The organism is Arthrobacter sp. Dra40 (assembly GCF_059091905.1).
On the sequence record NZ_JBNHHB010000010.1, the window covers coordinates 1 to 27,000 of the forward strand.

The 27,000-nt window shown below is 65.6% G+C and carries 29 protein-coding genes; 18 read left to right on the top strand and 11 right to left on the bottom strand.

The features are described from left to right. Positions 1-221: 221 nt before the first annotated feature. The gene (gene trpD / locus AC5RWT_RS07140) at positions 222-1,274 is read left to right on the top strand and encodes an anthranilate phosphoribosyltransferase (RefSeq protein WP_494079712.1); all 1,053 of its coding nucleotides are present in this window, start codon (positions 222-224) and stop codon (positions 1,272-1,274) included. 92 nt (positions 1,275-1,366) lie between these two features. Here the strand turns inward: trpD and AC5RWT_RS07145 are convergent, their stop codons facing one another. Both AC5RWT_RS07145 and AC5RWT_RS07150 read right to left on the bottom strand, forming a co-directional pair. Then, positions 1,367-1,645 carry an Lrp/AsnC family transcriptional regulator gene (locus tag AC5RWT_RS07145; protein WP_127512606.1) on the bottom strand — a complete coding sequence of 93 codons (279 nt, stop codon included), beginning with the start codon at positions 1,643-1,645 and terminating at the stop codon, positions 1,367-1,369. 43 nt (positions 1,646-1,688) lie between these two features. Then, positions 1,689-2,096, bottom strand: coding sequence for a DUF3054 domain-containing protein (locus tag AC5RWT_RS07150; RefSeq protein ID WP_494079713.1), 408 nt, complete (start codon positions 2,094-2,096; stop codon positions 1,689-1,691). Between the two features lie 93 nt (positions 2,097-2,189). Here AC5RWT_RS07150 and AC5RWT_RS07155 point away from each other — a divergent pair, with 93 nt between their 5' ends. The 3 genes from AC5RWT_RS07155 (at position 2,190) to AC5RWT_RS07165 (ending at position 3,741) form a co-directional block, all read left to right on the top strand. Next, a complete protein-coding gene (locus tag AC5RWT_RS07155; protein WP_494043759.1) occupies positions 2,190-2,561 on the top strand; it encodes a VOC family protein in 372 nt (123 codons plus the stop codon). A 71-nt stretch (positions 2,562-2,632) separates the two neighbouring features. Then, the gene (locus AC5RWT_RS07160) at positions 2,633-3,220 is read left to right on the top strand and encodes a sigma factor-like helix-turn-helix DNA-binding protein (protein WP_494079714.1); all 588 of its coding nucleotides are present in this window, start codon (positions 2,633-2,635) and stop codon (positions 3,218-3,220) included. Further along, positions 3,217-3,741, top strand: coding sequence for a hypothetical protein (locus AC5RWT_RS07165; protein ID WP_494043761.1), 525 nt, complete (start codon positions 3,217-3,219; stop codon positions 3,739-3,741). The genes AC5RWT_RS07160 and AC5RWT_RS07165 overlap by 4 nt, the downstream gene beginning before the upstream one ends. Before the next feature lie 16 nt (positions 3,742-3,757). Here AC5RWT_RS07165 and AC5RWT_RS07170 read toward each other — a convergent pair whose 3' ends face one another. Continuing rightward, on the bottom strand, positions 3,758-4,483 hold the full coding sequence (locus tag AC5RWT_RS07170) for a GAF and ANTAR domain-containing protein (protein WP_494079715.1): 726 nt from the start codon (positions 4,481-4,483) through the stop codon (positions 3,758-3,760). A 162-nt stretch (positions 4,484-4,645) separates the two neighbouring features. On the opposite strand from AC5RWT_RS07170, the gene AC5RWT_RS07175 reads away from it, so the two are divergent. The 4 genes from AC5RWT_RS07175 to AC5RWT_RS07190 all read left to right on the top strand — a co-directional run bounded on the left by AC5RWT_RS07175 (position 4,646) and on the right by AC5RWT_RS07190 (position 6,387). Continuing rightward, positions 4,646-4,975, top strand: coding sequence for a hypothetical protein (locus AC5RWT_RS07175; RefSeq protein WP_494043763.1), 330 nt, complete (start codon positions 4,646-4,648; stop codon positions 4,973-4,975). Between the two features lie 296 nt (positions 4,976-5,271). Further along, positions 5,272-5,748 carry a VOC family protein gene (locus tag AC5RWT_RS07180; protein WP_494079716.1) on the top strand — a complete coding sequence of 159 codons (477 nt, stop codon included), beginning with the start codon at positions 5,272-5,274 and terminating at the stop codon, positions 5,746-5,748. 12 nt (positions 5,749-5,760) lie between these two features. Continuing rightward, positions 5,761-5,988: an amidase family protein gene (locus AC5RWT_RS07185; protein ID WP_494043765.1), complete on the top strand. Its 228-nt coding sequence runs from the start codon at positions 5,761-5,763 to the stop codon at positions 5,986-5,988. A 153-nt stretch (positions 5,989-6,141) separates the two neighbouring features. Then, the gene (locus tag AC5RWT_RS07190; protein WP_494043766.1) at positions 6,142-6,387 is read left to right on the top strand and encodes a hypothetical protein; all 246 of its coding nucleotides are present in this window, start codon (positions 6,142-6,144) and stop codon (positions 6,385-6,387) included. A 64-nt stretch (positions 6,388-6,451) separates the two neighbouring features. Here the strand turns inward: AC5RWT_RS07190 and AC5RWT_RS07195 are convergent, their stop codons facing one another. Further along, complete coding sequence (locus AC5RWT_RS07195; RefSeq protein ID WP_494043767.1) at positions 6,452-7,429, bottom strand: S1C family serine protease; 978 nt, start codon at positions 7,427-7,429, stop codon at positions 6,452-6,454. 209 nt (positions 7,430-7,638) lie between these two features. On the opposite strand from AC5RWT_RS07195, the gene AC5RWT_RS07200 reads away from it, so the two are divergent. From AC5RWT_RS07200 to AC5RWT_RS07215, 4 genes are all read left to right on the top strand, one after another. Then, entirely contained in the window at positions 7,639-7,983 is a 345-nt protein-coding gene (locus tag AC5RWT_RS07200) for an ArsR/SmtB family transcription factor (RefSeq protein ID WP_494043768.1), read from the top strand. Beyond that, on the top strand, positions 7,980-8,225 hold the full coding sequence (locus AC5RWT_RS07205) for an SRPBCC domain-containing protein (protein ID WP_494043769.1): 246 nt from the start codon (positions 7,980-7,982) through the stop codon (positions 8,223-8,225). The genes AC5RWT_RS07200 and AC5RWT_RS07205 overlap by 4 nt, the downstream gene beginning before the upstream one ends. Then, positions 8,116-8,457, top strand: a complete 342-nt coding sequence (locus tag AC5RWT_RS07210; RefSeq protein WP_494043770.1) for an SRPBCC domain-containing protein — start codon at positions 8,116-8,118, stop codon at positions 8,455-8,457. The genes AC5RWT_RS07205 and AC5RWT_RS07210 overlap by 110 nt, the downstream gene beginning before the upstream one ends. A gap of 325 nt (positions 8,458-8,782) precedes the next feature. Continuing rightward, a complete protein-coding gene (locus AC5RWT_RS07215) occupies positions 8,783-9,415 on the top strand; it encodes a LysE family translocator (protein WP_494079775.1) in 633 nt (210 codons plus the stop codon). Positions 9,416-9,919: 504 nt separating this feature from the next. On the opposite strand, the gene AC5RWT_RS07220 is transcribed toward AC5RWT_RS07215, so the two are convergent. Together AC5RWT_RS07220 and AC5RWT_RS07225 are read right to left on the bottom strand one after the other, a co-directional pair. Beyond that, complete coding sequence (locus AC5RWT_RS07220) at positions 9,920-12,307, bottom strand: ATP-binding cassette domain-containing protein (protein ID WP_494043771.1); 2,388 nt, start codon at positions 12,305-12,307, stop codon at positions 9,920-9,922. A gap of 160 nt (positions 12,308-12,467) precedes the next feature. Further along, complete coding sequence (locus AC5RWT_RS07225) at positions 12,468-13,394, bottom strand: 5'-3' exonuclease (protein ID WP_494079776.1); 927 nt, start codon at positions 13,392-13,394, stop codon at positions 12,468-12,470. 213 nt (positions 13,395-13,607) lie between these two features. Between AC5RWT_RS07225 and AC5RWT_RS07230 the strand changes: the two genes are divergently transcribed. Both AC5RWT_RS07230 and AC5RWT_RS07235 read left to right on the top strand, forming a co-directional pair. Then, the gene (locus AC5RWT_RS07230) at positions 13,608-14,372 is read left to right on the top strand and encodes a hypothetical protein (RefSeq protein ID WP_494079717.1); all 765 of its coding nucleotides are present in this window, start codon (positions 13,608-13,610) and stop codon (positions 14,370-14,372) included. 72 nt (positions 14,373-14,444) lie between these two features. Further along, positions 14,445-15,077, top strand: coding sequence for a peptide deformylase (locus AC5RWT_RS07235; RefSeq protein WP_494079718.1), 633 nt, complete (start codon positions 14,445-14,447; stop codon positions 15,075-15,077). Positions 15,078-15,100: 23 nt separating this feature from the next. Here the strand turns inward: AC5RWT_RS07235 and AC5RWT_RS07240 are convergent, their stop codons facing one another. After that, positions 15,101-17,167, bottom strand: coding sequence for a S9 family peptidase (locus AC5RWT_RS07240; RefSeq protein ID WP_494079719.1), 2,067 nt, complete (start codon positions 17,165-17,167; stop codon positions 15,101-15,103). Positions 17,168-17,241: 74 nt separating this feature from the next. On the opposite strand from AC5RWT_RS07240, the gene AC5RWT_RS07245 reads away from it, so the two are divergent. After that, entirely contained in the window at positions 17,242-18,132 is an 891-nt protein-coding gene (locus AC5RWT_RS07245; protein WP_494079720.1) for a putative RNA methyltransferase, read from the top strand. A gap of 24 nt (positions 18,133-18,156) precedes the next feature. Here AC5RWT_RS07245 and yczE read toward each other — a convergent pair whose 3' ends face one another. After that, entirely contained in the window at positions 18,157-18,801 is a 645-nt protein-coding gene (gene yczE, locus AC5RWT_RS07250; protein WP_494079721.1) for a membrane protein YczE, read from the bottom strand. A gap of 268 nt (positions 18,802-19,069) precedes the next feature. Between yczE and AC5RWT_RS07255 the strand changes: the two genes are divergently transcribed. The 3 genes from AC5RWT_RS07255 (at position 19,070) to AC5RWT_RS07265 (ending at position 21,167) form a co-directional block, all read left to right on the top strand. After that, entirely contained in the window at positions 19,070-19,543 is a 474-nt protein-coding gene (locus AC5RWT_RS07255) for an NfeD family protein (protein ID WP_494043778.1), read from the top strand. A 62-nt stretch (positions 19,544-19,605) separates the two neighbouring features. Then, positions 19,606-20,538, top strand: coding sequence for an SPFH domain-containing protein (locus tag AC5RWT_RS07260; protein WP_494043779.1), 933 nt, complete (start codon positions 19,606-19,608; stop codon positions 20,536-20,538). Positions 20,539-20,819: 281 nt separating this feature from the next. Continuing rightward, positions 20,820-21,167: an RNA polymerase-binding protein RbpA gene (locus AC5RWT_RS07265; RefSeq protein WP_127512581.1), complete on the top strand. Its 348-nt coding sequence runs from the start codon at positions 20,820-20,822 to the stop codon at positions 21,165-21,167. Positions 21,168-21,245: 78 nt separating this feature from the next. On the opposite strand, the gene AC5RWT_RS07270 is transcribed toward AC5RWT_RS07265, so the two are convergent. The 3 genes from AC5RWT_RS07270 to AC5RWT_RS07280 all read right to left on the bottom strand — a co-directional run bounded on the left by AC5RWT_RS07270 (position 21,246) and on the right by AC5RWT_RS07280 (position 26,985). Then, the gene (locus AC5RWT_RS07270) at positions 21,246-21,977 is read right to left on the bottom strand and encodes a polyprenol monophosphomannose synthase (RefSeq protein ID WP_494079722.1); all 732 of its coding nucleotides are present in this window, start codon (positions 21,975-21,977) and stop codon (positions 21,246-21,248) included. 518 nt (positions 21,978-22,495) lie between these two features. Next, on the bottom strand, positions 22,496-24,130 hold the full coding sequence (locus AC5RWT_RS07275) for an amidohydrolase (protein WP_494079723.1): 1,635 nt from the start codon (positions 24,128-24,130) through the stop codon (positions 22,496-22,498). A 35-nt stretch (positions 24,131-24,165) separates the two neighbouring features. Then, complete coding sequence (locus AC5RWT_RS07280; protein ID WP_494079724.1) at positions 24,166-26,985, bottom strand: DEAD/DEAH box helicase; 2,820 nt, start codon at positions 26,983-26,985, stop codon at positions 24,166-24,168. Between the last annotated feature and the right edge of the window lie 15 nt (positions 26,986-27,000).

A 27,000-nucleotide genomic window follows, 5' to 3' on the forward strand; every position in this document is an offset into this window, starting at 1 on the left:
CGACAGAAACCAGATTGGGGCGGTTCAGCGTTGGATGCGCCGGGGTACTGGGGGCGTGGGTTGCAGTTGTCACAAGGCCATTATGTCTATAAATCCGCCCAGTTCACCAATGCATTCGAACGCCCGGCGCGGCGTTTCGGTTCCCAACCCGCAGTATTCCGCGGAACGGCGCGGAAGTTAACAATCCGGAAGTTTCTACGAAACGTAGATAACCTAGTGAAGTGACGACGGAACCGAACGCTCAGAACACACCCACCTGGCCGGAATTGATTTCGGCCCTGATCTCGCGGCAGGATCTCACGGCCGCTCAAACGCAGTGGGCGATGAACGCCATCATGTCCGGCGGGGCCACCGACGCGCAGATGGCGGGCTTCCTGGTCGCCTTGCGCGCGAAGGGCGAGACGGTCGATGAGCTGACTGGATTGGTCGAGGCCATGGTCGGCAATGCCCGGCCGATCGAGATTCCGGGCGAGAAACTGGACATCGTCGGCACCGGCGGCGACCGGCAGAACACCGTCAACATCTCCTCCATGGCCGCCTTGGTCTGCGCAGGTGCCGGCGCGCGGATCGTCAAGCACGGGAATCGGGCGGCGTCGTCCTCCTCCGGTTCAGCCGATGTGATCGAAGCCCTGGGCGTCCGCCTCGACCTTCCGGTGGAGCGGGTGGCGCAGACCGCCGTCGAAGCGGGAATCACTTTTTGCTTTGCCCAGGTCTTCCACCCGTCGATGCGCTACGCCGGCGCTGTCCGCGGAGAACTGGGAGTGGCCACGGCATTCAACTTCATGGGGCCGATGACTAATCCGGCAAACCCGACGGCGGCCGCGATCGGCGTCGCCGACGCCCGGCTGGCGCCATTGATTGCCGGCGTGCTGGCTGCCCGCGGCCTCCGCGCCCTGGTGTTCCGTGGCGGGGACGGGCTGGACGAACTGACCACTACGGGTCCTTCCTCGGTATGGGAGGTCCGGAACGGTGCCGTGACGGAGCACGAATTGGATCCCCTGGACCTGGGCATCCCGCGAGCAACTCTGGACGACCTACGCGGCGGCAACGCCGCCGCCAATGCCGATGTGGTGCGCCGGGTCCTGGCCGGCGATAAAGGGCCGGTGCGGGACGCCGTCGTCCTCAATGCAGCGGCCGCCCTGGTTGCCAACGACGTAGCCGCGGACGGAGCGCTGCTGGAACGGCTGGCGGGCGGGCTGGAGCGCGCCAACAAGGCCATCGACAGCGGGGCCGCGGCCGGAGCCTTGCAGCGCTGGATCGACGCCACCCGCTGATTCCTGCAGGCTCGGCTGGCAACAACGGTTAACTGAAATGCCCCGGACGCCAGATGAGCTGGCGTCCGGGGCATTTCTGCGGGTGGGGCGCCCTACTCGAAGCCGAGCGAGAAGGCGGCATCCAAGTCGTGTTTTGAATAGGCGCGGAAGGCGATGTGCGTGGTGGTGGCCTGCACGCCCTTGACCTTCGAGAGGCGGTCGGCGATGACGTCGGCCAGTTCGTCGTGTTTGGCCACCCGGGCCACAGCGATCAAATCCCATTCGCCGGTGACCGAGTAGACCTCGCTGATGCCCTCGAGCTCTGAGATTTCCTGGGCGCACTCCGGTATCCGGGTTGCGTCGGTCCGGATGAGAACGAATGCTGTAGCCACTGCACTGCCTTTCTGCTGGAAGGGGATCTTTCCTATCACGAGGTTATTGCACCCGTCGGCGGAAGCGTAGTTTGATGAACAGCGCGGCCAGCGCGCGCCATCCCAACAGCAGTGCGCCGAGCACCAAGAACGTCACGATCTGGAATGAGAGCGCAAGCCCGCCGCCTGCGAGGCCGCGCAGCGCGAGCCCCACGACCACTGCCGACAGCCAGACCGCGACGCCGATGGGCCAGAGGGCGGTCGGCCGGCGCCAGGCGCGCAGAGCGGCCCAGCCGATCAGTGCGCCTATCAGGAACGGGGCAGCGGTGATGAGGATGCCCGCGGCGGCCAGTCCGTGTTCATGCGTGTTTCGGCCGGCTGCAGCGAAAATGACGATGGCTGCCAGATCCAGGGCCAGCGACCCTGCAACCAGCGGGAGGCCAGCGCGAAGCCGGGGGGAAGTTTCAGTCACCACTCCACACTATCGGGCGGAGGCGGGCGTACGATTCGGCTGAAGGGCCCCGGGCGAGTGGAACCAGGGGCCGACCGGACGGAAGGCGGCGGAATGAAGCTGGCACAGGTTGCCCTGGGCGTGCAGGACCTCGGGCGCGCGACTGCTTTCTATACCGAACTGTTGGGCTATCCGCCGGCCGGCGTTTTCGATCCGCCGGGACTCGTGTTCTTCCAGCTCGACGGCGTCCGGCTGCTGCTGGAGGTTGGCGCGCCGGCGGCTCTGTTGTACCTGCAGGTGGACTCGGTCCGGGAGCAAGTAGAGGAACTGCGCGGGCGCGGAACGCCGGTGGTGGAGGAGCCGCACGTCATCTTCCGGCACGCCGACGATGCTTTGGGACCAGCCGGAACGGACGAATGGATGGCTTTCGTCCGCGACTCCGAAGACAATCTGTTGGGACTCGCCAGCCAGGAGCCGGGGGAGTAACAGGTCAACGGTTGCGACTACAGCCACAACCCTGCATACTTGTAGGACTCAGTACAAGGAAGCAGGGTTGTATGTTTGTCCTGACAGTCGACCAGCGCCGGTCCCGAAGCCGCGAGGACCTGGTGCAGGACGCGATTGATGTCCTTAACAATGATTCTGCCCGCCCGCTGCTTCGTTGCTTTGAACGTACCGCCGGGGATGAGATGCAGGCGGTGATCGCGGACGCTTCCGTGGCGGGGGACCTAGCACTGGATCTGGCTGTCAGCACCAACTGGAGCGTTGGCATTGGCGTCGGCAGGGTTGATGAACCGCTGCCGGAATCCACGCGGGCCGGCTCCGGCGAGGCGTTCGAGCGCGCGCGGGAGGCCGTGACCGCGGCCAAGACTTCGCCGGGAAACATCGCCGTCTCCGGTGCGCGAGCGGAAGCCGGGCATGCCGAGGCTGTGCTGCAGTTGCTGGTATCCGTGGCGCGGAAGCGCAGCAAGGAAGCCCGCGAAGCCGGGGAGCTCAGTGATCAAGGACTCACCCAGCAGCAAATCGCCGACAGGCTGGGTATAACACAGCAAGCTGTCTCAAGCAGGCTGCATAGTGGACTCTGGCACGAGTGCCGCCGGGGGCAATCGGCTGCACAAGCACTGCTGGAAGGAGCTGATCGATGAGCGCTGTGGCACTGGTAGTGCTCTGCGTGGCCGCCGCCGTCGCCGGACCCATGTACTTTGAGCGGTTCCAGGGAGCCGGAAACCGCTGGCTGTACGCCGCCAGCGCCCTCTCGCTGCTTCTTTTGGGGGTTGCCGCTCTGTTCGCGGCGGTGGGTCCCGGCGGGCTGGGGCCGGTCGCCTATGCCTTGGGCGTCGCGGCGGCCGCGATCGGTGGCGGCCCAGCCACAGTCACTATCCTGCGGTTGTCATTTAATGCCTCACACCCGGACAACCACAGCGACCCGGAAGAGGCTCCGGTTCTGCGCGGTGGTGCCTGGATCGGAGTGCTCGAGCGGACGGCCATTGCCTCGACCTTGTTGGCTGACTGGCCGGAAGGCCTGGCTGTTGTCCTGGCAGTGAAAGGCTTGGGCCGGTATTCAGAGCTCGGCCAGTCGGGTGCTGCCGAGCGGTTCATCCTGGGCACGTTCGCAAGCGTGCTGTGGGCCGCGGCGGCCACCGGCATTGCTGTCCTGGTGCGCTAAGCCGGCGCGATGCCGGTCAGTCCTCAAAGCGGGTGGCGGCGCCGGCCAGTGGTTCGACGATGCCCTGTGCTACGTCACGAAGCTTGACGTTGCGTGCGTTTGAAGCACGGCGCAGGATCTCCATGGCCTCCATTTGGCTGCAGGAGTTCTGGCCCATGACGATCCCAGCGGCGAGGTTGATCGTGGTGCGGGACTCCAAGGCCGCCACCAAATGCGCCGTCCGCTGAGCCATCCGGTCTATCCGTTCCGCGAGCAGCAGGGGCTTGGCCGCGATCCGCGCAGAGGTGGATGCTGTGGCAAGAACCGCTTCAGAGAATCCGTGGCCGTGGCGCTGGTAGTAGGACACGACCGCCCCCGAGCCGCCGTCGTCCACACGAAGTGGTACCGCCAGGATGGAGCCGATCCCGGCCGATGCCGCCTCCGCCATCAACTCGTTCCAGCGCTTCTCCTTCCCGACGTCGTGCACAAGCACGGCGGCTCCGGTGCGCAAGGCGCTCAGCCCCGGGCCGTCGTCGTACTTGGGTTGGTACTCCGCCCATGACGTCGGGTTGTGACCGGGCGAAACAGTGCGGTCCCGGGGGCCGCGCAGCACAAGAACGCTGCAGGCCACGTCTCCGCGGTCGTCAATGGCCGCCGCGGAAAGCTCGGCAAGCTGATCAAGGAAGTCTTGCAGATCGTCGCTGTTGAGCAGCGCGTCCTGCATCTTATCGACTAACTGCGCCTCTAATTCGGCCTCACTCATGGCAGCCACCCCGGCAGGGCGGGCCATCGCCCGTGGGCATCCAGCCCGCGTTTCGTCCGTCCCGAAACATTATGACGTGCTTTGTTGCCCATGTCACATACCTCCTCTTATGATGGTCACCGGTCAAGGAGCGGCCATGGGGAACTCTTGAGGGGACTGACTATGGATCCCAAATTACGTGTAGTCGTTCATGTGGACATTGACCGGGAATCCGCCCAGATCGAAGTGCGCGGACATGTGACAACCCGAAACATTGTGGCGCTTTATTCGCTGGTCCGGCGCACCAGTACGTTGGCGTCCGGCCTAGGCGTCATCATCGACCTGCAGCACGCTCGCATTGAAGCTGCAGCACTCGAGGAACTGCACAACTGCAGCGCGAGCGAGCACCTGCCCGGTTATGTGGCCCCGGAGGGGGAGGGCTGCCGACTACAGGTTATCGATCCGCCAGGCACTGGCGCCGCCGCCTTGGCTATGGCTGGCTCTGCTGGCTGAGCCGGGGGAGGCCGACATGACGTTGACTGCCGGTGGGGGTTCCGCCCGACCCAGTCCGGACGCTCCGAATGCGCCCGATTGCCAGCACTGTGGCACTGACCAATATCTCATCGTCGAGGAATTCACTCCGTTGCGCCTGCTTCCGGACGGGCAGCGGGTGCCGGCAAATGCAAGTTACAGCTGCAGCCGATGCGGATCCTTCAGCGGGCACGACGTGCCCGATTCGTGGAGGCCTGTCGGCTGGTTCTGGTACGCCTAACACGTCTGGTACGTCCAACACAGGGGAGGAACCCATCATGCAGAAGATCACACCGTGCCTCTGGTTTGACGGCGAAGCCGAAGAAGCGGCGAGGTTCTACGTACAGCTGTTCAAAAACTCGAATATCCTCGACGTCACGCACTATGGCGAGAGCGGACCCGGCACGGAAGGGCAGGTCTTGACCGTCGAGTTCGAGCTGGACGGTCAGTGCTTCACTGCGCTGAACGGGGGAGCGCAGTTCACCTTCAATGAGGCGGTGTCGATGCAGGTGGACTGTGAGGACCAGGCGGAGGTGGACCGGCTCTGGGATGCCTTGACCGCCGACGGAGGGGCCGAGAGCCAGTGCGGCTGGCTCAAGGACAAGTACGGGTTGTCATGGCAAATCATTCCGTCGGCGCTGCCGCGGCTGATCGGCGGACCGGATCCGCAGAAGGCCCAGCGCGCCATGGAGGCGATGCTGCAGATGAAGAAAATCGACATCGACGAACTGCAGCGCGCTTACGACGCCGGTTAGCAGCATGTCCCGGTGAGCGCGCCTGCCGCGGCGGCGGGCATCGGCAGCACACGCCCTTCTGGTCACGCCGACGCTAGCAGCAAGCTCTTCGACTACGCCCCGTTTACTGCGGCTTTCAATGTGTCTGGACATCCAGACGTCAGCCTGCCGTTGGGGGAGAGCCGCGAGGGGCTGCCGATAGGCGTGCCGGTGGCGCCGATGGGCGGTGAGGAGCTCCTGCTGCAGGTGGCCGCTGAGTAGGAGCAGGCCATGCCGTGGAAGGACCGGCAGCCGTCCATCTACACCGGCCAGTGTCTCAGCCAGCCCTGCCTTTTGGCGCGTGCCGCCGATGGCCGGAGGTAGGCAAGAGCCCGCGCCCTTGTGGCTTCCGTAACGCGGGCGTATACCGGAAGTATGTTTAATCCGGTTGGCCCATTGGTGCATTGGCTGGAGTTCTTTGCCTGGAGCGTAGCTCTTGTAGGACTGGTGGTCTTCCTGCTCGCCGCGGATTCAATAGTGCTCTCGCACCCCCACGGCGAACGGCTGACACAGGACCACTCCAGGCACGTCACGATGCTGGTTGCCGGATGGCTTGCCGTCATCGGCGCGGTGACCGGATTCGTCCTGACAGCAATGGCTGTGTGGAACGGCGGTTACTGAAGGCGCCAGTCTTCAGGATAGGGCGGCTCACGCTGCTCGCTACGGCTGTGGTCAGCGTGTGCCGCTAAAGCGTTTCTGCCATTTCCTCGGGCAGGGCTATGACATCCACCAAGGCTCCGGACCTCAGGACGGTCAGGGGAAAAGGAACACCGATGGCATCGGCGAAGAGCAGCTTCTGGAGGCTTTCAGCACTGGAGACATGACGTCGGCCGGCGTCCACCACAAGATCGCCTGGCCTGATCCCGGCGCGCTCAGCGGGGGAGCCGGCAATGACCTCAACAACTCTCAGTGCATCCCGCTGTCCCGAACGAAGCGCCATATGCGCCGGAAGGCGTACCGGTGTGCTCACCAAGCCGAGGAAAGCGCGCCGGACCCGACCTGCACTCATGAGCGCGGAGATGATGCGGCGGGTTGTGGCGTTGATGGGAACCGCCAACCCCAGGCCTGTACCGGCCACGGCGGTATTGATCCCGACCACGCGCCCTTGGCTGTCGGCGAGGGCGCCGCCTGAATTGCCGGGATTGAGCGCTGCGTCTGTTTGAATCACGTCTTCGATCACGTGCCGGCCACGACCCGTCCGGGTGGGAATCGAGCGTCCGAGCCCACTGACAACCCCGGCGGTGACCGATCCGGCCAGCCCCAAGGGGTTGCCCACCGCAATCACCAGCTGGCCCACCCGCAGCGTTTCCGCGTCGCCGAGTTCTGCCGGCGGCGGTGTGTTCGACAGGCCCCGGATGACAGCCAGGTCGGACAACAGATCAGCGCCGATGATCTCTATCTCCGTGGCTTCACCATCGGCGAAGGCGGCAGAACCGCCCTTGGCACCCGCAACCACGTGGGCATTCGTCAACATAAAGCCGTCTTGAGTGAACACTACGGCGGAGCCGCTGCCAACCAAGACCCTACTGCCGCGCCCGTTCCTCACCTCGATGGCGGCAACGTGCGGGGTGACGATTTCGGCAACACGCATAACCGTCTGCGAGTAGGTGTCCAACGGATCGTAGTCTGGGGAACGGTCCGGGCCCATTCCATTGGTGTCCATGGAATTCCTTGGTACGTCGGTTGATAGTGCAACGGTTTTGAAGCCGGCACTAATCCAGATGGAGCTACGCCGTCAGTGAACGCTCCCTCCATCCGAGAAGGATGGGAGCTGAGCGGGGCACGCCGTCCAGAAGCCGCCAAGACTCCTGGGGAGGGGCGGACAAACGCTTAGCTCGTGCGCTAAGCGTTTGGCAGCAACAACTAAGCCGTATGGCTCAGTATTCGGCGCAACTCGACGGTGTATTCCATGCCCTGGCCGATCCGACCCGGCGTGCGGTGATCGGCCGGCTGGGAGCGGGGTCGGCAAGCATCGGCGAGTTGGCAGCTCCGTTCGACATGGCGCTGCCGTCGTTCATGAAGCACATCCGCTACCTCCAGAACACAGGGTGGATCTCGACGCGCAAGACCGGGCGGGTGCGGATTTGCACACTTGTACCGAAATCGTTTGACGACATCGAGGCCTGGCTCAGCGAACAGAGAAGTGTCTGGGAAGCCCGCACCGGCGGCCTCGAGCACTTCGTCACCTCCACGCAAGATAAGGAAGCATCGGAATGATCACCACCCTTCACCCTGAACTCGATCTGACCGTCTCCCGCATCATCAAGGCCCCGCGTGCGGCCGTCTGGAAAGCTTGGGCCGATCCCCAGAGCTTTGAGCAATGGTGGGTCCCCGCGCCCGAGGTCTGTCGTGTGCGAGACATGGACCTCCGCCCCGGTGGGGGCCTTCCGCACCGAGATCAGTCAGGACGGCGGCGCATTCGGCCCCCACATCACCGGCTGCTTTCTCGCTGTAGATGAGCTCGAGCGAATCGTCTTCACTGACGCACTCGTTGCCGGATGGCGCCCCGCGGAAACATCATTCCTGACCGCCGTCATCACCATGAAGGAACACCCCGACGGAACCGAGTACACGGCCACCGCCATGCACCGTAACATCGCCGACCGCGACCAGCACGAACAACTCGGCTTCTACGATGGCTGGGGCACTGTCATCCGCCAGCTCGCCGAGCGCGTCGAGTCGCGCGCCTAGCCATGCAGACCGGCAGGGGGCGGGCAACACTGCTGATGTGGCCGGCGAGCCCGCACCCGTGACTCCCTCGTCTGGGATTCTTTGGTCCGCTTTCACCTGCAGTGACGACTGCCCCCACCGGAAGCTCTAGCTTGAAGAAGATCTCTGGCGGACCAGCCTTAGTCCCTTGTCTCGCGGCGATCCGGCGGGGGAGCGCTTCCTGCGCTGGTCGGCCCCATCGCAGAATATGCGGCTGAAGTCCCTTGATGGGGCCGCCGCCATCAGCCAATTTGCACCATCAAATTCTGAGCACGCGGTTGATACGAACCGAGAGTATTGTTCAGTCATGCTTCCCTTTGAGAGCTTTTTCGCCTTCGCAGTCACCGCGGCGGTAATCATCGTCATTCCCGGCCCCAGTGTGCTCTTCACCATCGGAAGGTCCATCGCTTTCGGCCGCCGAGCGGGAGTCCTCAGCGTCGCCGGCAATTCTCTCGGGATCATCCCCGCAATCCTTGCTGTCGCCTTTGGCGTCGGCGCGATCGTCGCGGCCTCTGTCGTCGCGTTTACCGTCCTCAAAATCGCGGGTGGTCTCTACCTCGTCTGGCTAGGCATCCAAGCCATTCGACACCGCCACGCGCACGTATCAGGCACATCCCGAGTCCCATCATCCGCCTGGAAGCTGCTGCGCCAAGGCTTCATCGTTGGGTTCACCAACCCCAAAACCCTCGCCTTCTTCCTCGCCGTGCTGCCACAGTTCGTCGACCCCGCCGCGGGCGCGGTGTGGGCGCAACTCCTTCTTCTCGGGCTGACGTTTCAGGCGATCGCGCTCGTCTGCGACAGCGTATGGGCCCTCGCAGCGGGCACCGCCCGAGCATGGTTTGCCCAATCTCCTCGACGAATCTCCACGCTTTCGGGCGCCGGCGGCGTGATGATGATCGGCCTTGGCGGAACACTCGCACTCACAGGCTCCAAGAGCTGACGTGTGCCGGCGGCCGCGGACGGAGAGGCCCCCCCGCTGCTTTAGTTGACATAATGTGGATTATCGGCGTTACGAATAGGGTCGGGTGAGGAGCTCTGAGTCGGCGGCAAGAAAGGCACCACCGACTGCGGCGAACCACCTGGACAGCCGAAGACGCGCGGGTTTTTCTCTCCGCGGCGGCGCTGCATCGGTCAGTCGTCACGAATCGCCGGCTCGAACCTACTTGTTACCTGGCAGACAAAGTTGCCACGCCGACACGTCTGCGCGTTGGCGCTGACTGTGCCAACGCACCAGGAACGCGCCATGCGCGCCAGATGCCTATGGACACTGATGTCTGGGTTGCAGCCTTCACGTGGGTCGGCCGTGAAAGCTCAGCAGATAATGCCAGGACCGCCGGCCCGGGTCCTGCTGGTATGGCCCCGCCTGATTCTTCTCTAGGTTGACATAATCCTGCGCCATGGCGGCTGCCCCAGCATGGCGCAGGAACAATATTGCGCCGTAGAATCAGCCTCCGACGTACGCCGCCAGGTGTTTGCCGGTCAGGGTGGAACGGTCAGCCACCAGCTCGGCGGGTGTGCCTTCGAAAACGATCCGTCCGCCTTCATTGCCGGCGCCGGGGCCAAGATCGATGATCCGGTCTGCATGCGCCATGACGGCCTGGTGGTGCTCGATCACGATGACCGACTTTCCGGAGTCCACCAGCCGGTCCAGCAGGCCGAGCAGTTGCTCGACGTCGGCAAGATGTAGTCCAGTGGTCGGCTCGTCGAGGATGTAGATGTCGCCCTTTTCAGCCATCTGCGTGGCCAGCTTGAGTCGCTGCCGTTCTCCACCGGACAAGGTGGTGAGCGGCTGGCCCAACGTGAGGTAGCCGAGTCCGACGTCCGCGAGGCGGTCCAAAATCTTATGCGCTGCCGGAGTACGCGCCTCGCCGGCGCCGAAGAACTCCTCCGCCTCGGTCACGGACATCGCGAGCACCTCCGCAATGTTCCTCTCCCCCAGCGTGTACTCCAACACCGCCGACTGGAAGCGCTTGCCTTCGCATTCCTCGCAGGTCGACTCGACCGTCTCCATGATGCCGAGGTCGGTGTAGATCACGCCGGCGCCGTTGCAGACCGGGCAGGCGCCCTCCGAGTTTGAGCTGAAGAGCGCCGGCTTGACGCCATTGGCCTTCGCAAACGCCTTCCGGATCGGTTCAAGCAGCCCGGTGTAGGTCGCTGGGTTGCTGCGCCGCGAACCGCGGATCGCGGCCTGATCGACCACCACCACGCCCTCGCGGCGGGCGACCGAGCCGTTGATCAGGGAACTCTTGCCGGACCCGGCGACCCCGGTGAGGACGCAGAGAATCCCGAGCGGGATATCGACGTCGACGCCTTGCAGGTTGTTCGTGGTGGCGCCGCGGACCTCAAGGGCGCCGCTGGCCTCGCGGACCGTTTCTTTGAGCGCCGCCCGGTCATCCAGGTGCCGGCCGGTCAGCGTGTCGCTGGCGCGCAGCCCTTCGACGCTGCCCTCGAAGACCACCTCTCCCCCGGCCGTGCCGGCCCGCGGGCCGAGGTCGACCGCGTGGTCGGCGATCGCGATGGTCTCCGGCTTGTGCTCCACCACCAGCACGGTGTTGCCCTTGTCCCGCAGCTGCAGCAGCAACTGGTTCATCCGCTCGATGTCATGCGGGTGCAACCCGATGGTGGGCTCGTCAAACACATAGGTGACGTCCGTGAGGGACGAGCCGAGATGGCGGATCATCTTGGTGCGCTGCGCCTCTCCCCCGGACAGGGTGCCCGAGGGGCGGTCGAGGGACAGATAGCCGAGGCCGATTTCGGTAAACGAGTCGAGCAGGTGCTGAAGCCCCGAGACCAGCGGGGCGACCGAGGGCTCGTCCAGCTTCCGGACCCAGTCGGCGAGGTCGGTGATCTGCATCGCGCAGAGGTCCGCGATATTCTGCCCCTTGATCTTCGACGACAGGGCCTCCTGGGCCAGCCGGGTGCCGCCGCAATCGGGACAGGTGGCAAAGGTGATGGCCCGGTCCACGAAGGCCCGGACGTGGGGCTGCATCGCCTCACGGTCCTTGGAGAGCATCGACTTCTGAATCTTGGGGATCAGCCCCTCATAGGTGAGGTTGATGCCCTCCACCTTGATCTTGGTGGGCTCGGCATAGAGCAGCTGGTGCAGCTCCTTCTTGGTGTACTTGCCGATGGGCTTATCCATCGGCAAGCCGGCGCCGCTGAAGATGCGGCCGTACCAGCCGTCCATGCTGTAGCCGGGGACGGTCAGGGCGCCCTCGGACAGCGACTTGGTGTCGTCGTAGAGCGCGGTCAGATCGAAGTCACTCACCGAGCCCATGCCCTCACAGCGCGGGCACATGCCGCCCAGCCGATGGAAGGTGGCCTTTTCGGCCTTGGTCCTGCCGCCGCGTTCCACGGTAATGGCACCGCTCGCCTTCACCGACGGAACGTTGAAGGAATACGCATTGGGCGAGCCGATGTGCGGCTCCCCCAGCCGGCTGAAAAGAATCCGCAGCATCGCGTTGGCATCCGTGACGGTGCCCACGGTGGATCGCGGGTTGGCGCCCAGCCGTTCCTGGTCGACGATGATCGCGGTGGTCAAGCCTTCGAGCACGTCGACCTCGGGGCGAGCCAACGTCGGCATGAAACCCTGCACGAAGGCGCTGTACGTCTCATTGATCATCCGCTGGGACTCCGCGGCGATGGTGGCGAACACCAGCGAACTCTTGCCCGAGCCGGAGACGCCGGTAAAGACCGTCAAACGGCGCTTGGGAATCTCGACGCTGATGTCCTTGAGGTTGTTCACCCGCGCGCCCCGCACGGTGATCAGGTCGTGGCTGTCCGCGGCGTGCATCCGCCCCGGCTGCGAGTCCGTCGTCGTGGCCGTGCTCATCGTGTCTCCATCTGTAGGGCGGGGTCACCGTTGCGGTCTGGGACGGTGAAGATATCCATGACGGTAATGCTAGCCGTGGCGTGGAGGCGGGCGCTTCTCCATTCCTGACCGGCCTGCCCTGCCGCCTGCGTGAGCACCCGCTTGCCCCGGCGCCGTTCTGTCAGCAGGAGGCCTCGCCCGCGGTCGCCAACGCCTTGCGGACCCGGCCCAGCGGTCCGCTGATGTTCAGTTCGGTGCCGAGCCGATCTAGCCGTTCCGCCTGGTCGCTGTCCGGTGCCCGCAGGCGGCCGTCGAAGCCACCGAGCTCAAGATCCCGGACAACCTTGACAACGGTGGGCGCGGCCTTGAGGTAGTCGGCAGCCTCGGCAATCTTCGCCCGGAACCGCGCGGACATTGCAGCCTCCGGATCTGCTGCCGCAGCAACTATCCCGTCCAGGCTGCCATGGTCCTTCAGCAGCCCGGCCGCGGTCTTGTCGCCGATGCCGGACACGCCGGGCAGACCGTCGGAAGTGTCTCCGCGCAGCGTGGCGAAGTCCGCGTACTGGACCGGCAGCACGCCGTACTTGCGCACCACGGACACGTCCGTCAAGACTTCGAGATTGCTCATGCCCCGCGCGGTGTAGATCACGCGGACGTCGCGCTCGTCGTCCACCAGTTGGAACAGGTCCCGGTCGCCGGTCACGATGTCCACGGGAACGTCGGCTTGGCTTGCAAGGCTGCCGATCACGTCGTCGGCCTCGTGATGGTCAGCTCCGACGACGGCGAGGTCCAGGGCGGCAAGCACCTCGCGGATCAACGGCAGTTGGTCAACCAGTCCCGGCGGCGTCTCTTCGACATCGACGCCGCCCGGCACGGTGGCGGCAACACGGTGGCGTTTGTAGGTGGGCATCAGCTCGACCCGCCAGGCGGGACGCCAGTCGTTGTCCCAGCAGGCGACCAGTTGCGTGGGCCGGTAGTCGGTGACCAGCCGGGCCACAATGTCGAGCAACCCGCGCACGGCGTTCACCGGTGTTCCGTCCTTGGCCTTGATCGAGTCAGGCAAAGCGTGGAACGCCCGGAAATACAGCGATGCTGTGTCGAGGAGCATGAGTCGTTCGTCCACAAGTTGCCCTTTCGCTGCTGGCGAGGACCAAGTCCCCGGAGTTGGTACTACCTTAGTGGCATGGATCATGGCCGCCGAAGGAGTGGGAACTGTTCGGTGTTGCTGTTGATGGCGGCCGCGCTGCTCCCAGCATGTAGCGGGGCTCCCGGGGACCTGTCCCCCGCGACTCCGGCGGATAACCATCCCGTCTCCGCAGCCGTGGACCAGGGCCGCGCCCTCTACACGGACCGTGTGGTCAACCTGATGATCACGAACATATCCCGAGAGCCCGTGCTCGTAACGTCGGCCACCCTGCATTCACCGCTGTACGAAGGAGCTGCGGACTGGAAGCCCACGCGCACCGGCGGGACCAGGGTCTCGGCCGGTTCAACTGTCAGCCTGCCCGCTGAGCTGCCGCCGGCCCGGTGTTCGGCCGGTCAGTCGGCGGAGGCTGCGACGCATCGGATGACGGTGACGATGGACAGTGAGCGGTCCGGGCTGAGCACGGTGGAAGTCCAGGCCAACGACCCACACAACGTGCTGTCCCGGAACTATTCCGAGGACTGCTTGGCGCAGGCGGCAGCTTCGGTGGCCGACCTCCGGATTGACGAGACACTGAAAGTGCTGCCCGGCAGCGGATCGGCAGTCGTGGGAATAGATGTGCATCCGTCGGGTGGGAAGGATTCGTTGGTCATCGAATCCTTTGGCACCACCACGCTGCTGGACGAGGACGGCACACATGCCTGGCCCAGCAACCTCCGCGTGCACGGAACGGACCCGGCGTCCCGCCTGAGCCTGCACATTGTGCCGATGCGCTGCGATCCACATGCCCTGGCCGAGGACAAGCTGGGCACCCGGATCCCGGTGAGCATCGCGGCGGGGAGTTGGCACGGCATCCTCCGGTTGAACGCGGGCCACGATTTTGACCGTGCGGTGTACCGCTTCATCAGCGAGGCGTGTGCGGCTGCCGGCCAGGCGGGCTGACGGCCTGCAAATGCCCGTGCCGCGCGCCTGCCAGGGCGTGCGAGGCCGTGCCAGCGCCTACACTAGTCAGCTGTGACCGACTACTCTGCCGAGCAACTGCGCGATCTAGTCCATACCCTGGCCGGCTCCGGCGAACCTGCCCCGATCCTTCAGATCGGCGAACCGATGCTGCGCCGCCAGGCAGCCACGTTCGACGGGCAGTTGGACGCTGCCGACCTGACCGCCTTGTTGGAGCTGATGCGCCGGACCATGCACGCTGCCCCCGGCGTCGGACTGGCCGCTCCGCAAATCGGCGTTCCGCTGCGGATCGCGGTTCTTGAGGACACCTTCGACGCGGAGCCGGAGATCGCCGAAGCCCGGCAACGCGCCCCACTCCCGTACTTTGCGATCATCAATCCGTCCTACCGCGCCATCGGCGAGGAAACGGCCGCCTACTATGAGGGGTGCCTGTCCTTCGCAGGATTCCAAGGCGTGGTTGAGCGGCACCGCAGCGTCGAACTGGACTACGACCAGCCCGACGGCAGCCGCCGGCGCGAAAGCTTCACCGGCTGGCAGGCCAGGATCGTGCAGCACGAAACGGACCACCTCTCCGGCACCATCTACGTGGACAAGATGCTGTCGCGTTCGCTCTGCGGCAACGCCGAGTACAACCGCTATTGGGCGCAGCCAACGGTTGATCAGGCGCGCACCGGCCTGAACTTCTAGCCCAGCGCCCGACCCGGGAGGCCCTACGCCGGAGCAGCGGCTTTCGTCCCGGCTGCGGCCGCCATCCCGCCGTCGTTGTTCTGTGGGGTGGGAAGGTAGGTTGCCCACCACCGCAGGATTTCGTCGAAGCGCTGCTTCCGGTGCCACGGGGTGCCGGCACGCGACAGGTCATGGTTTTCGCCGGGGAAGATCAGCAACTGGGTGGGGATGCCGCGCTGCTTCAGTCCCACGTAGTAGCGCTGGGCCTGCTCCAGCGGACAGCGCAGGTCCTCTTCGGAGTGGATGACGAACACCGGGGTGCGCACCGCATCGAGCTGGGCAAAGGGATTCTGGCCGCGGACCTGGTCCGGATCCGTGCCGGTGTATTCGTCGGAGAAGAACCAGCCGATGTCCGAGGACCCGACGAACGACGGCGGGTCCAGGTAGCCGCGTTCCACGATCGCCGCCGCGAACCGGTGGTTCTGGGACACCGTCCAGGCGGTCAGATAGCCGCCGTAGGAGCCACCCATGACGCCCTGCCGGCTCCCGTCCAGCTGCGGGTACTTGGCGACGGCGCCTTCCAGGAACGCCAGCACGTCCGCCATATCGACGGTCCCCATGGCACCTTTGATGGCCCGGCCATGCGCCTGGCCGTAGCCGGCGGAACCCCGCGGGTTGCACATCACGACGGCGTAGCCCGCCTCGGCGTAGACCTGCGCCTCATCAAACACCTCCCAGCCGTACTGGGCGAACGGTCCGCCGTGGATGTTCAGCAGCACCGGGTGAGGCCCTTCGCCGTCGGGCAGCAGCACCCAGCCGTGCACCGGGTAGCCGTCCGACGAGGCAAAGACCTCTTCCCGGGGTTCACAAATCCCGGCGCCGCGCAACGCGACCGAGAAGTCGGTCAAACGGGACAGGCCTGCATCGGAAACCAGTGCCAGGTCCCCTGCCGTGCCGGCATCGGAAAAACTGACCACGGTCCGGCCGGCGGCGTGAGCGGCCGCCGCCGCCTTCAGCGGTCCGTCGACAAGCACGTTGATGCCGCCCGCGGCGGAGACTTCCAGCAACTGCGCGGAGCCCCGGTGGCAGTTCACGGCCAGCACAGAGTCCGGGCCGGCGGCCACCAGCTCGCCTTCGCCCAGATCCAGCGTCTCCGGATCGGTCAGCCGCCGCACCTCGTGCGGAGCGGAGACGGGAGTCACATACAGTGCGGTGTTGCGGGCGACGAAGTCCGTCCCGCCGCCGATCGAACTGCCCAGATAGAACAGCCAGGCGCCGTCGTCGCTGGGCTGCGGGGAGCCGGTGCCCAGCGTCTCGCCGGACAGGTTGGACATGAGCCGCGGCCGCGCGTCGGATGCCCCGGGGTCCAGGGCGTAGACGTCGCTCCGCAGATCCTCGTCGGCGCCGTGGTGCAGGGCGGCCGTGAAGTACAGCGTCCGGCCGTCCGGGCTGAAGGCCGGACTGTCGTGGTCGGCGTCCGCGCTGGTGAGCTGCCGGGCGGGGGCCGCCGCGGAAAACTCTGCACCGGCATCCTCAGTGGCCTTCCGGGCCCGGCCCACCGGGGCTATCGCCGGTTCCGCCTGCAGATCCGGCGCATCCACCATGAACAAGTGTGTGCGTTTGTCGCCTGTGTAGCCGGCGCCGTTCATCCGGTACTTGTAGCCGGTGACCAGCCGGGCATCTTCGGCGCCGGGGCCGACGCCGTCCAACGTGCCGTACCGCCCCTCCGCCGGAACACGGGCGGCGAAGACCAAGCGGCGGGAGTCCGGCGCCCACACGAAGGCGGAGACTCCGAGTTTTTGCTCGGTGACGGCCACCGGCTCTCCGCCGCGGCTGTCCACCACCATCAGCTGCGGCCGCTCCCCCGGCGCTGCGGTCCGCAGGAAAGCCAGCGCACCGCCGTCGGGCGAGTAGGCCGGGGCGGAATCGCTGAAACCGCGAGTCAGGCGGCGCGAGGCACCGCCGTCGTCGAGTGGAACTTCCCACAATTGCCCTACATAACTGTCCGACGCAAAGTCCGGATGGGTGACCGAAACGGCCGCGCGGCCACCGTCCGGGTGGAGCGTTGGCACGGACAGCAAATTAAATAAAGCAATGTCTTCAGATCTCACGCTTGTGAGCCTAGTCTCATCGCCGGGCCGGAGCCAATCAGCCGGCCCGCCGGCCGCTTTGCTTAGGATGGAGCATGCCCTCCGCCGCGCGCTCCCTGGATCTGATACCGCTGATGCTCTGCCCGGTCTGCGGGGAACAACTGGAAGCCGCCGGGCAGATTCCCGCCCAAGGTCTGCATTGTGCGGCGGGCCACCAGTACGACGGCGCCCGGCAGGGTTACGTCAACATGCTCACCGGCCGCGGCACCCGCTTCATGCCCGACACCGCCGAGATGGTGGCCGCCCGCGATGCCTTTTTGGGCGCCGGGCATTACGCCCCGCTGGCCCGGCAATTGGCGGCGACGACCAGGACGCTTCTGACCGGAACGCCGGCTCCGGTACTGCTGGATGCCGGTGCCGGTACCGGGTATTACCTCGAGGCCGTGCTGCGTAACGTCGCGGACGGGCGGGCCCTGGCCCTGGATTTGTCCAAGTTCGCCCTCCGCAGGGCTGCCCGGGTGCTGCCGGAAGCCTTGTGCGTGGTCTGGGACCTTTGGAAACCGCTGCCGCTGGCCGCCGGCAGCACGGACCTGATCCTCAACGTCTTCGCTCCCCGCAACCCGGCTGAGTTCGCCCGGGTGCTGAAACCCGGCGGGCACCTGGTGGTGGCCTCCGCCGCACCGGGGCACCTCGACGAACTGCGCGAGGTGGTACCGCTGCTGGCTGTTGATACGGACAAATCGGAACGGCTGGGCGAGACTCTGGGCGATGGATTCGAGGAAGTGGACTCGGTGGCGCTCCAGGTGCCGCTTCAGCTGGCCGCCGAGGATATTGTGCGCTTGGTCATGATGGGGCCCAACGCCCACCACATCGACGCCGGGGACGTCCGGGCGGCGGCGGCCGCAGCCGCCGGGGCGGACGGTGGCCAGCTTCCGGTGACCGCACGGTTCACCGTGACTGCCTACCGGCGCCGCGGCCGCAGCTAGGCCAGCGCATACCCTGGGTCCGGCTTAGTCGTGGACGGGCGTGGCAGCCTGCTTGCCCGCCGCCGGGTTCAGGTCGACGTACATCCACTTCAGGAACAGCTGGACCAGGGGTCCGATGGCCAGGACGAACACCAGCGTGCCGAGCCCGACGACGCCGCCGAGCAGCCAGCCCGTCAGGGTCACCGCCGCTTCGATTCCGGTCCGGACAATCCAGACCTGCCAGCCGGTGACTGCATGCAGTCCGGTCATCAAGCCGTCCCGAGGCCCCGGGCCAAGTCCGGCGCCGATATACAGGGCGCTTGCGGCTGCCAGCAGCAGCAGGCCGGAACCGAATGACAGCAGCTGCGCGGCGAGGTGATGCCAGAGCGGAATGACCAGCAGCCCGATGTCGGCGAAGAAGCCAACGAGCAGTGCGTTGGCAATGGTGCCGGCGCCCGGCTTCTGCCGCAGCGGGATCCACAGCAGCAGCACGGCCGCGCTGATCGCCACCGTTGCCCAGCCGAAGCTCATGCCCGTTGCCCGGGCAATGCCCTGGCTCAGCACGTCCCACGGGGCGGAGCCGAGATTCGCCCGGATCATCAGCGCGATGGCGATGCCATAGGCAAAGAGCCCGGCAAACAGGCGCAGTGTCCTCAGGGACAGCCGCTTGCTGGTCAGGACGGTCTGCATGGCACGCTCCGGGATGCGCTGCAGGGCGCGGTTTGTAGCACCGCACCATCCTATCCGGCCGAGGGTCCTGCCCCTGGGGCGACGCCGTTCTGGTTACAACTTGGCCACGATACCTCCAATACCGCATGCAAGTGGCGAAATTCACTCCGCAGCGTCCCGCCGTCGGGCATGATGGAAGCATCAAGGGCAGCAGCAGCTCGCGGTGGATGCCTGCTTGAACGATCCAGGCTGAGGAAACGGCGGCTGCTCCAAACATCAGGGAGTGCTGATGATCGAATGGATTGTCGCCAACAGCTGGGTAACCTGGCTGGTCGTGTTTCTGATCCTGGCCATCGTCGAAATGATGACGCTGGACCTGTTCTTCATCATGATGTCCTCCGGTGCGCTGGTGGCTTTGTTCGCAGCCCTGCTCGGACTGCCCTTCTGGCTTCAGGTGGTCATCTTCTGTGTTGTCGCCCTGCTGATGGTGCTTTTCGTCCGGCCGGTCGCGCTGCGGCATCTACATAGTGGGCCGCGGGACCTGGCCACGAACGTGGACCGGCTCATCGGCGAGTCTGCGATTGCACTCGAATCGGTCACCGACCATTCCGGCGTGGTCAAGATCGGCGGCGACACATGGACTGCCAGGTCTGCGGACGGATCGGCCATTCCGGCAGGCCAGCGCGTTTCGGTGGCCCGGATCGAGGGCGCCACCGCCGTCGTGACACCGCAGCGCACAGACGGGCCGCTTCCAGCCCAGTAGAACCAGCTTACGGTCCGGATCCCGGCGCCGTGAGTCTCTGACACCACTCTTAGAGGGGAACTATGGATAGCAATATCGCAATATGGATCGTGCTGCTGGTCCTGATCTTGTTCGTCGTGATCGTTCTGGTCCGGGCCGTACGGATCGTCCCGCAGGCACGGGCCGGCGTTGTGGAGCGCCTGGGCAAGTACCAGCGCACCTTGAACCCCGGACTCACCATCCTGATCCCCTTCGTGGACCGTCTGCTGCCGCTGCTGGATCTGCGCGAACAGGTTGTGTCCTTCCCACCGCAGCCGGTGATCACCGAAGACAACCTGGTGGTCTCCATCGACACTGTGGTCTATTTCCAGGTCACCGACGCCCGTGCCGCGACCTACGAGATCGCCAACTACATCCAGGCTGTTGAACAGCTGACCACCACGACCCTGCGCAACGTGGTCGGCGGCTTGAATTTGGAAGAGGCGCTCACGTCCCGTGACCAGATCAACGGCCAGCTGCGTGGAGTCCTGGACGAGGCCACAGGCCGCTGGGGCATCCGCGTCTCGCGGGTGGAACTCAAGGCGATTGATCCGCCACACTCCATCCAGGACTCGATGGAAAAGCAGATGCGGGCCGAACGTGACCGCCGTGCGGCCATCTTGACGGCCGAAGGCACCAAGCAGTCCCAGATCCTGACCGCCGAGGGTCAGCGTCAGGCAGCCATCCTCGCGGCCGAAGGCGATGCCAAGGCCGCCATCCTGCGCGCCGACGGCGAAGCCCAGGCCATCCAGAAGGTGTTTGATGCCATTCACAAGGGCAATCCCACACAAAAGCTGCTGGCGTACCAGTACTTGCAGACGCTTCCCAAACTTGCCGAAGGCGAGTCGAACAAGCTCTGGATCATCCCCAGCGAAGTCGGCGAAGCGCTCAAGGGCATCGGAAGCGTGCTGGGCGCCGCGGTTCCGGACAGCGGCACGCCTGCCGTTTCCGCCACCGACAACGAACCGCGCGCTTAGGCCCGCGGCCGAAGCAAGGCCAAGGGCTTGGATGCCCGGGGTATCCGCTCAACCGGATCCCCCCGGCATCCCGGGGCCGGTTTACCGGGGACACTGGCGCGGACTATAATGGGTGGCTTGCCGGGAAGTTGCCGCTCATAACCATCCTTGACGTAGAGCAGATTGCCATTATCATTTGCGACCGGGAACAGACGGCCGCCCGCCGACGTTGAGGGTGTTAGCGAGCCATCGCGGACGAGGTCCAAACCACCGGGTCCGCCACAAGACAAGAGGGAGAGATCATGAGCGATCGTAGCCTGCGGGGTATGCGCCTCGGAGCGCAGAGCATGGAGACTGAATCCGGAGTTGAGCCGGCTCCGCGCCAGCGCGTCGAGTACCGTTGCGAGGATGGCGAGCAGGTGTTCGTCACTTTCGCCGCAGAGGCCGAGATTCCGGCAGTCTGGGTCTCCAAGTCCGGCAAGGAAGCCCTCCTCGTCAACGGAGAACGCCCCGTTGACCCGAATGCCAAGCCCGTGCGCACCCACTGGGACATGCTCCTGGAACGCCGCAGCGTCGAGGAACTCGAACAGATTCTTGAAGACCGCTTGACCAAGCTCCGCGAACGCCGCGGGGAACGCCGCACCGCTTAAGGCTCCGGCTCCGAAATACGCAAATGAGAGGGAGCAACCCGGGCATCCGGGATGCTCCCTCTCTTTTGCGTCTGTAAATTAGGCCCGCTTGGTGCGGAGCCTGCGCCACTTGTCGGCAATCCCCCACTTGGTGACCAGGACAATCGACTCGGCGACAATTCCGCCGCTCATTTTCGAGTCGCCGTACTCCCGCTCAACGAAGGTGATGGGTACCTCGCGCACCCTCAGTCCAGCCTTCAAGGTCTGCCAGGTGAGATCGATCTGGAAACAGTAACCAACCGATTCCACGGCATCCAGATCGATGGTGCGGAGTGTCTGGGCCTTGAAGGCGTTGTATCCGCCGGTGATGTCGCGGACGGTCACGCCCAGCATGATTCGCGAGTACAGGCTGCCGGCCAAGGAAATGGCCTTACGGTGGATGGGCCAGTTGACCACCTTCCCGCCGGGGATCCACCGGGAGCCTTTAGCCATGTCAGCGCCGTCCCGCAGCGCGGACAGCAACCGGGTCAGTTCCTCCGGTTGGTGGGAGCCGTCGGCGTCCATCTCCACCAGCACGTCGTAGCCGGCGTCAAGACCCCAGCGGAACCCGGCGATGTAGGCTGCGCCCAATCCGGCTTTGCCCGCTCGGTGGAGCACGTGGATGGCGGAATCTTCGGCGGCCATTCGATCGGCGAGGGCGCCGGTGCCGTCCGGGGAATTGTCGTCGACAACCAGGATGTCGGAGCCGGGTTCGGCGGAGCGGAGGCGGGCTACTGTCTTCGGGAGGGACTCAATCTCGTTGTACGTCGGGATGATGGTGACGACCCGCACTCAGTGGCCTTTCGAACGTTGTGCTGCAAACCGCAGATTTCATGATGCGCGAAGTGCCCTAGCGGGCTTCCACATCGACGGTCCAGTATAGGCCATCGCCCGACGGGCAGGTGGCCGGTGGTCCCTGCGGTCGAGGCCGGGAGGAAAGGACGGGTAGGTCCGCACGCCTTCGGGCCACGAAAGCAAACCTGTTGGGGAACGCAGACATGTTTTCTACTGACATGCGGACCTACCCTGGAAAGTGCCGGTTCGTCAAGGGACAAACGGAGCAACCGCGCAGAGGCGGCTGCCGCCGGCTGCCACTCTCCCCGGCACGGGCCGGAATCCGCGAAGAAATACCGGCCCAAGAGACTTCAGCCTACTGGCTATGTTGGAAGTGTCAATACCGCTCTGACCTGCGGTTTTGTCCAAACATGCACGTCAGAGCAGGTCTCCTTGCGGCGGAAATGAGCAGAAATTAAACATTTCATTCAGATCTTCCGCATCCCAACCCGTCCGCGGTCTGGACTCCGTGGCCGCTAGAGCGCGTCGTGAATGGTTATTCCGTTCACCACAGTGCGGACGCACTCCGGCAAACTTCCGTTGTCCAGTGACGGGAGCATCGGAGTTCCGGCGCGCGCGTCCGTGCTCCAGGCGGACACCCGCGAGTCCGGCGTCTGGATGGAAAGCTCATCCGCGTCCCAGACGGCGAACGTCGCCGGTGTACCCGGAGCCAACTGCCCCTCCATGGGATTGCGCTCGCCTGCGGCCCGCCAGCCGGCCCTCGTGTGGGCCAGGAACGCTGCCCGCGCAGACATTTGCTCGCTCCGATTGTGGTGCTCCAAGCAGGCCTTCACGGCGGCCCACGGGCTTTGTTCGGTGACGGGAGCATCGGATCCGATGGCGACCGGAACGCCTGCGGTCTGCAAGGTCCCCACGGCGTTCATCGCCAGCGCCGCCTTGGCACCAAGCCGGGTGGCATACATCCCCTCGGTGCCGCCCCAATACGCGTCGAAGAGCGGCTGCATGCTGGCCGTCACCCCGTGCTGCAGCAACCGTTCCAGGGCCCCGTCCGGCAGCATTTCCACGTGCTCCAGGCGCGGGCGGGCGGAACGTACCGCCGCTTGCCCGATGCGTTCGGCGGCCAGATCCAAGGCATCGAGCACCCGGAGGAGTGCGGCGTCGCCAATGACATGGAATCCAGCCTGGATGCCCTGTCCGGCCGTCAACTCCAGATGCCTCGCTGCTGCCTCGGTGTCCAGATACAGCGAACCGTGCTCTCCGGGCCGGTCGGCGTACCCGGCGCTGACGGCGGCGGAATGAGATCCAATGGAGCCGTCCATGGTCAGGTCGCCGCCCAGCCCCCGCAGCCGCCCGGAAAAGCGCTCCATCGTCTCGGTGACCTGTGCGGCGGAGGTCATCAGCTCTCCCCAATACGGCAAGATCCTGGGACCGGGTTCGGACTCGCTCAGCGCGAGCAGTCCCAGCAGGTCCTCGGCGGGCCCCAACTGCGGGGCGGCCATTTCCGTCAGCGCGACGTATCCCCGGGAAGCAGCGTGCTGCATGGCCCGGCGCTGGAGTTCCTCCCGCCGGCCGGCGGCGGGGGTCTGGACGGCGTGCCGGGCCCGTTCCAGAGCCGACCCGCTGACCGTGCCGGCGCCGGTCCAGCCCGGTAGCTCGGACAACGCCAGCCGGGCCGCCAGTGCGGCGGAGACGACCCCGGAATGGACATCCACCCGGGTGAGGAAGACCTCTGCCCCCGCGCCGGCGCGGTCCAGTTCGGCAGCGCTCGGTGCGCGGTTCTCCGGCCACCGTGTCTCATCCCAGCCGTGACCCAGCACCGGCGCGGAGTTTTGCCGCGCAGCTGCGGCGACGGCGTCAAGCAGTTCCGCTAGCGACGCGCAGCCGGTGAGGTCGAGCGAGGACAGCGCGAGGCCCGTCTGGGTTACGTGGGCATGTGAATCCACGAATCCCGGGGCCACCAGCCGTCCGTCCAGATCGACGAGGCGCATGGTGCTGTCCGCGATGGACGTGGCCGCATGCTCGGAGCCGATCCACGCCACCGTGCCCCCGTCAACAAGCATTGCTGTGGCGTACGGGTCGGCTGCACTGTAGACGCTGCCGTTGCGGTACAGCGTGAGACCCGTGGCGGCGGGCAGGGCAGACTTACTCATGGAGATCCTTTCAGGTGGTACAGCGACGGTCCGGGCTATTCGGCCACGGCCGCATAGGCGACGACGCCGCGGCGGACCTGGCCGATGGCCTGCCTGCCGCGCGCCGCGAGCTGTGGATCGATGTTGGGAACCTTGACCAACTGGTCCAACAGGTCGATTACCTGTTTGGCCCACCGGACGAAGTCGCCGGCAGCCAGGTCCGTACCCTTGAGCGCAGTTTGCAGGGAGCGGCCGCTGGCCCACTTGTACATCGGCCAGACGAGTCCCAGCTCCGGCTCTCCGCTCAGCGGCAAGCGGTGCTGCTCCTCCAGATCGGTCAGCTGGGACCATTCGCGCACGGCGATGGTGACCGAAGCCTCCATCCCCGGCGAGGGCATCTTGGGCCGGATGCCGGCCTCTTCACGCTTGGCCTGGTACACCAGGCAGGAGATGAAGGCGGCCAGTTCCGCGGAGGTAAGCCCTGTGAACGCATCCTGCTCCAGGCACAGCGCCACCAGCAGGTCGCGGTCGCCGTAGATCCGGCGGAGGCGTTCACCTGCAGGGCTGATGGCCACCCCGTCGCCGCCGGTCTCCAGATAGCCATAGCTGTCCAGTACTTGGCAGACACGGTCGAAGGTCTTGGCGATGGTGTTCGTCCGGCCCTGGATCTGCGAGACGAGCTGGTCGGTCTCCTTGCGGAGTTTCCACCATCGCTCGGCCCAGCGGGCATGGTCTTCACGGTCGCTGCAGCCGTGGCAGGGATGGGCCTTGAGCTGGCGGCGCAGGTCGTTGATCTGCCGCTCGGCCTGTTGCCCGCCGGGCACCACAAAGTCGCGGTGCTCGGTTCCGCGCCGCGGCGGACGCTTGTCATGCAAGGCATTGCGCAGCGAGGACGCCAGGTCCCGGCGTTCCTTGGGGCTGCGCGCATTGAAAGTCTTGGGAATCCGGATGCTGGAAAGGACGTCCACCGGGCCCTGGAAATCGTCAACCGAGATCCGTCGGATGTGCTTTTCCTGGGTCAGCACGGTGGGGCGAGGTTCGCGGGCCGATTCGTCCCGGTCCAGCACTACCGCATAGCCCAGGCTCCGTCCGGCCGAGATGTCGATGATGTCCCCGCGGCGCAGGCGGTCCAGGGACGTTGCGGCCGCCGAACGAAGATGCCGGGACTGGGTGCGGGAGGCGCGTTTCTCGGCGTCGTTCAGCTCCCTGCGCAGCCGCGCGTACTCGCTGAAGTCTCCCAAATGGCAGCTCATCGCCTGTTCATAGCCGGCCAGCGATTCTTCCCGGCTGCGCACCTGCTTGGCCAAGCCCACCACCGAGCGGTCGGCCTGGAACTGCGCAAACGAGCTCTCCAAAATCTCGCGGGCGGGACCGCGGCCGAACTGGGCAATCAGGTTGATGCTCATGTTGTAGGTGGGCCGGAAGCTGGAGTTCAGCGGATAGGTCCGCCGCGAAGCGAGGCCCGCCACAGCCCCGGGATCGGTGCCGGGCTGCCAGAGCACCACGGCATGGCCTTCGACGTCGATGCCGCGCCTTCCGGCGCGGCCGGTCAGCTGTGTGTACTCCCCCGCCGTGATGTCGACGTGTGCCTCGCCGTTGAACTTATCCAGTTTCTCCAGCACCACTGAACGCGCCGGCATGTTGACGCCCAGCGCCAGCGTCTCTGTGGCGAAGACGGCGCGCACCAAACCGTCGGCGAAAAGCTTCTCCACCACTTCCTTGAACGTCGGAAGCATGCCGGCGTGGTGGGCCGAAAACCCGCGGGACAAGCCCTCGCGCCAGGTCCAGAATCCGAGGACGTCCAGATCTTCTTCGGCAATGTCCTGCACGGCTTCGTCCACCCGGCGGACGATCGTGGCGCGTTCCGTCTCGGTCGTCAGGAGCAACCCGGATTCCAAACACTGCTTGACGGCGGCGTCGCAACCGTTGCGCGAGAAAATGAAGGTGATGGCCGGCAGCAGCCCCTCGCTGTCCAGCTTGGCGATGACCTGCGGCCGGCTGGCGCGCCGAATCCGGGTCAGCGCCTGCCGCGGCGGCTCGGGGGCACGCCGGCCCCGCCGACCGCCGGAGCGCCCCCAGTTGGCGCTGCGGTTGAGCTTGAGCTCGGCCGAGGCCAGCTTCAGCAGCTCAGGATTCACTTCATAGGCCCGGCTGCTGCCGGTTCCGGATTCCGGCACCGATTCATCGAAGGCGATGTCGCCGGCGAAGAGATCGAACAGGTCGGAGCCCACCATCACGTGCTGCCATAGCGGCACCGGACGATGCTCGGACACCACCACGCGGGTGTCGCCGCGCACGGTATCCAGCCAGGCGCCGAACTCTTCGGCGTTGGAGACGGTCGCCGACAGTGAGACCAGTTGCACGTTGTCGGGCAGGTGGATGATCACTTCTTCCCACACGGCACCGCGGAAGCGGTCGGCCAGGTAATGGACCTCGTCCATCACCACGTAGGCCAGGTCCAGCAACGTGTCGGAATTGGCGTACAGCATGTTCCGCAGCACCTCGGTGGTCATCACCACTACATCTGCATGCGGATTGATCGAGGTATCACCGGTCAGCAGCCCGACCCGTTGGGCCCCGTAGGTGGCCACCAGTTCGTTGTACTTCTGGTTGCTCAGGGCCTTGATCGGCGTAGTGTAGAACGCCTTCAGCCCCCGCTGAAGCGCCATGTAGACCGCAAACTCCCCGACCACGGTCTTGCCGGCGCCGGTGGGAGCGGCCACCAGTACGCCGCTGCCGAGCTCCAGCGCCTCGCAAGCCTCGCGCTGGAAGGGATCGAGTTCGAACCGGAGAGTCTGGCTGAACGAATACAGCCGGGTCTTGGAGAAGGCCACCCGTTCGGCGGCTGCCAGATAACGTTCGGATGGAGAACTCATAGCAAAAGACTATCC

Coding starts and splice junctions, on each gene's coding strand:
- AC5RWT_RS07265 (WP_127512581.1), top strand. CDS start 20,820: ATGAGCGATCGTAGCCTGCGGGGTATGCGCCTCGGAGCGCAGAGCATG.
- AC5RWT_RS07170 (WP_494079715.1), bottom strand. CDS start 4,483: ATGAGTGAGGCCGAATTAGAGGCGCAGTTAGTCGATAAGATGCAGGAC.
- AC5RWT_RS07195 (WP_494043767.1), bottom strand. CDS start 7,429: ATGGACACCAATGGAATGGGCCCGGACCGTTCCCCAGACTACGATCCG.
- AC5RWT_RS07165 (WP_494043761.1), top strand. CDS start 3,217: ATGAGCGCTGTGGCACTGGTAGTGCTCTGCGTGGCCGCCGCCGTCGCC.
- yczE (WP_494079721.1), bottom strand. CDS start 18,801: ATGCAGACCGTCCTGACCAGCAAGCGGCTGTCCCTGAGGACACTGCGC.
- AC5RWT_RS07205 (WP_494043769.1), top strand. CDS start 7,980: ATGATCACCACCCTTCACCCTGAACTCGATCTGACCGTCTCCCGCATC.
- AC5RWT_RS07190 (WP_494043766.1), top strand. CDS start 6,142: ATGTTTAATCCGGTTGGCCCATTGGTGCATTGGCTGGAGTTCTTTGCC.
- AC5RWT_RS07215 (WP_494079775.1), top strand. CDS start 8,783: ATGCTTCCCTTTGAGAGCTTTTTCGCCTTCGCAGTCACCGCGGCGGTA.
- AC5RWT_RS07180 (WP_494079716.1), top strand. CDS start 5,272: ATGCAGAAGATCACACCGTGCCTCTGGTTTGACGGCGAAGCCGAAGAA.
- AC5RWT_RS07275 (WP_494079723.1), bottom strand. CDS start 24,130: ATGAGTAAGTCTGCCCTGCCCGCCGCCACGGGTCTCACGCTGTACCGC.
- AC5RWT_RS07155 (WP_494043759.1), top strand. CDS start 2,190: ATGAAGCTGGCACAGGTTGCCCTGGGCGTGCAGGACCTCGGGCGCGCG.
- AC5RWT_RS07225 (WP_494079776.1), bottom strand. CDS start 13,394: ATGCTCCTCGACACAGCATCGCTGTATTTCCGGGCGTTCCACGCTTTG.
- AC5RWT_RS07200 (WP_494043768.1), top strand. CDS start 7,639: ATGGCTCAGTATTCGGCGCAACTCGACGGTGTATTCCATGCCCTGGCC.
- AC5RWT_RS07280 (WP_494079724.1), bottom strand. CDS start 26,985: ATGAGTTCTCCATCCGAACGTTATCTGGCAGCCGCCGAACGGGTGGCC.
- AC5RWT_RS07245 (WP_494079720.1), top strand. CDS start 17,242: ATGCCCTCCGCCGCGCGCTCCCTGGATCTGATACCGCTGATGCTCTGC.
- AC5RWT_RS07260 (WP_494043779.1), top strand. CDS start 19,606: ATGGATAGCAATATCGCAATATGGATCGTGCTGCTGGTCCTGATCTTG.
- AC5RWT_RS07220 (WP_494043771.1), bottom strand. CDS start 12,307: ATGAGCACGGCCACGACGACGGACTCGCAGCCGGGGCGGATGCACGCC.
- AC5RWT_RS07160 (WP_494079714.1), top strand. CDS start 2,633: ATGTTTGTCCTGACAGTCGACCAGCGCCGGTCCCGAAGCCGCGAGGAC.
- AC5RWT_RS07255 (WP_494043778.1), top strand. CDS start 19,070: ATGATCGAATGGATTGTCGCCAACAGCTGGGTAACCTGGCTGGTCGTG.
- AC5RWT_RS07175 (WP_494043763.1), top strand. CDS start 4,646: ATGGATCCCAAATTACGTGTAGTCGTTCATGTGGACATTGACCGGGAA.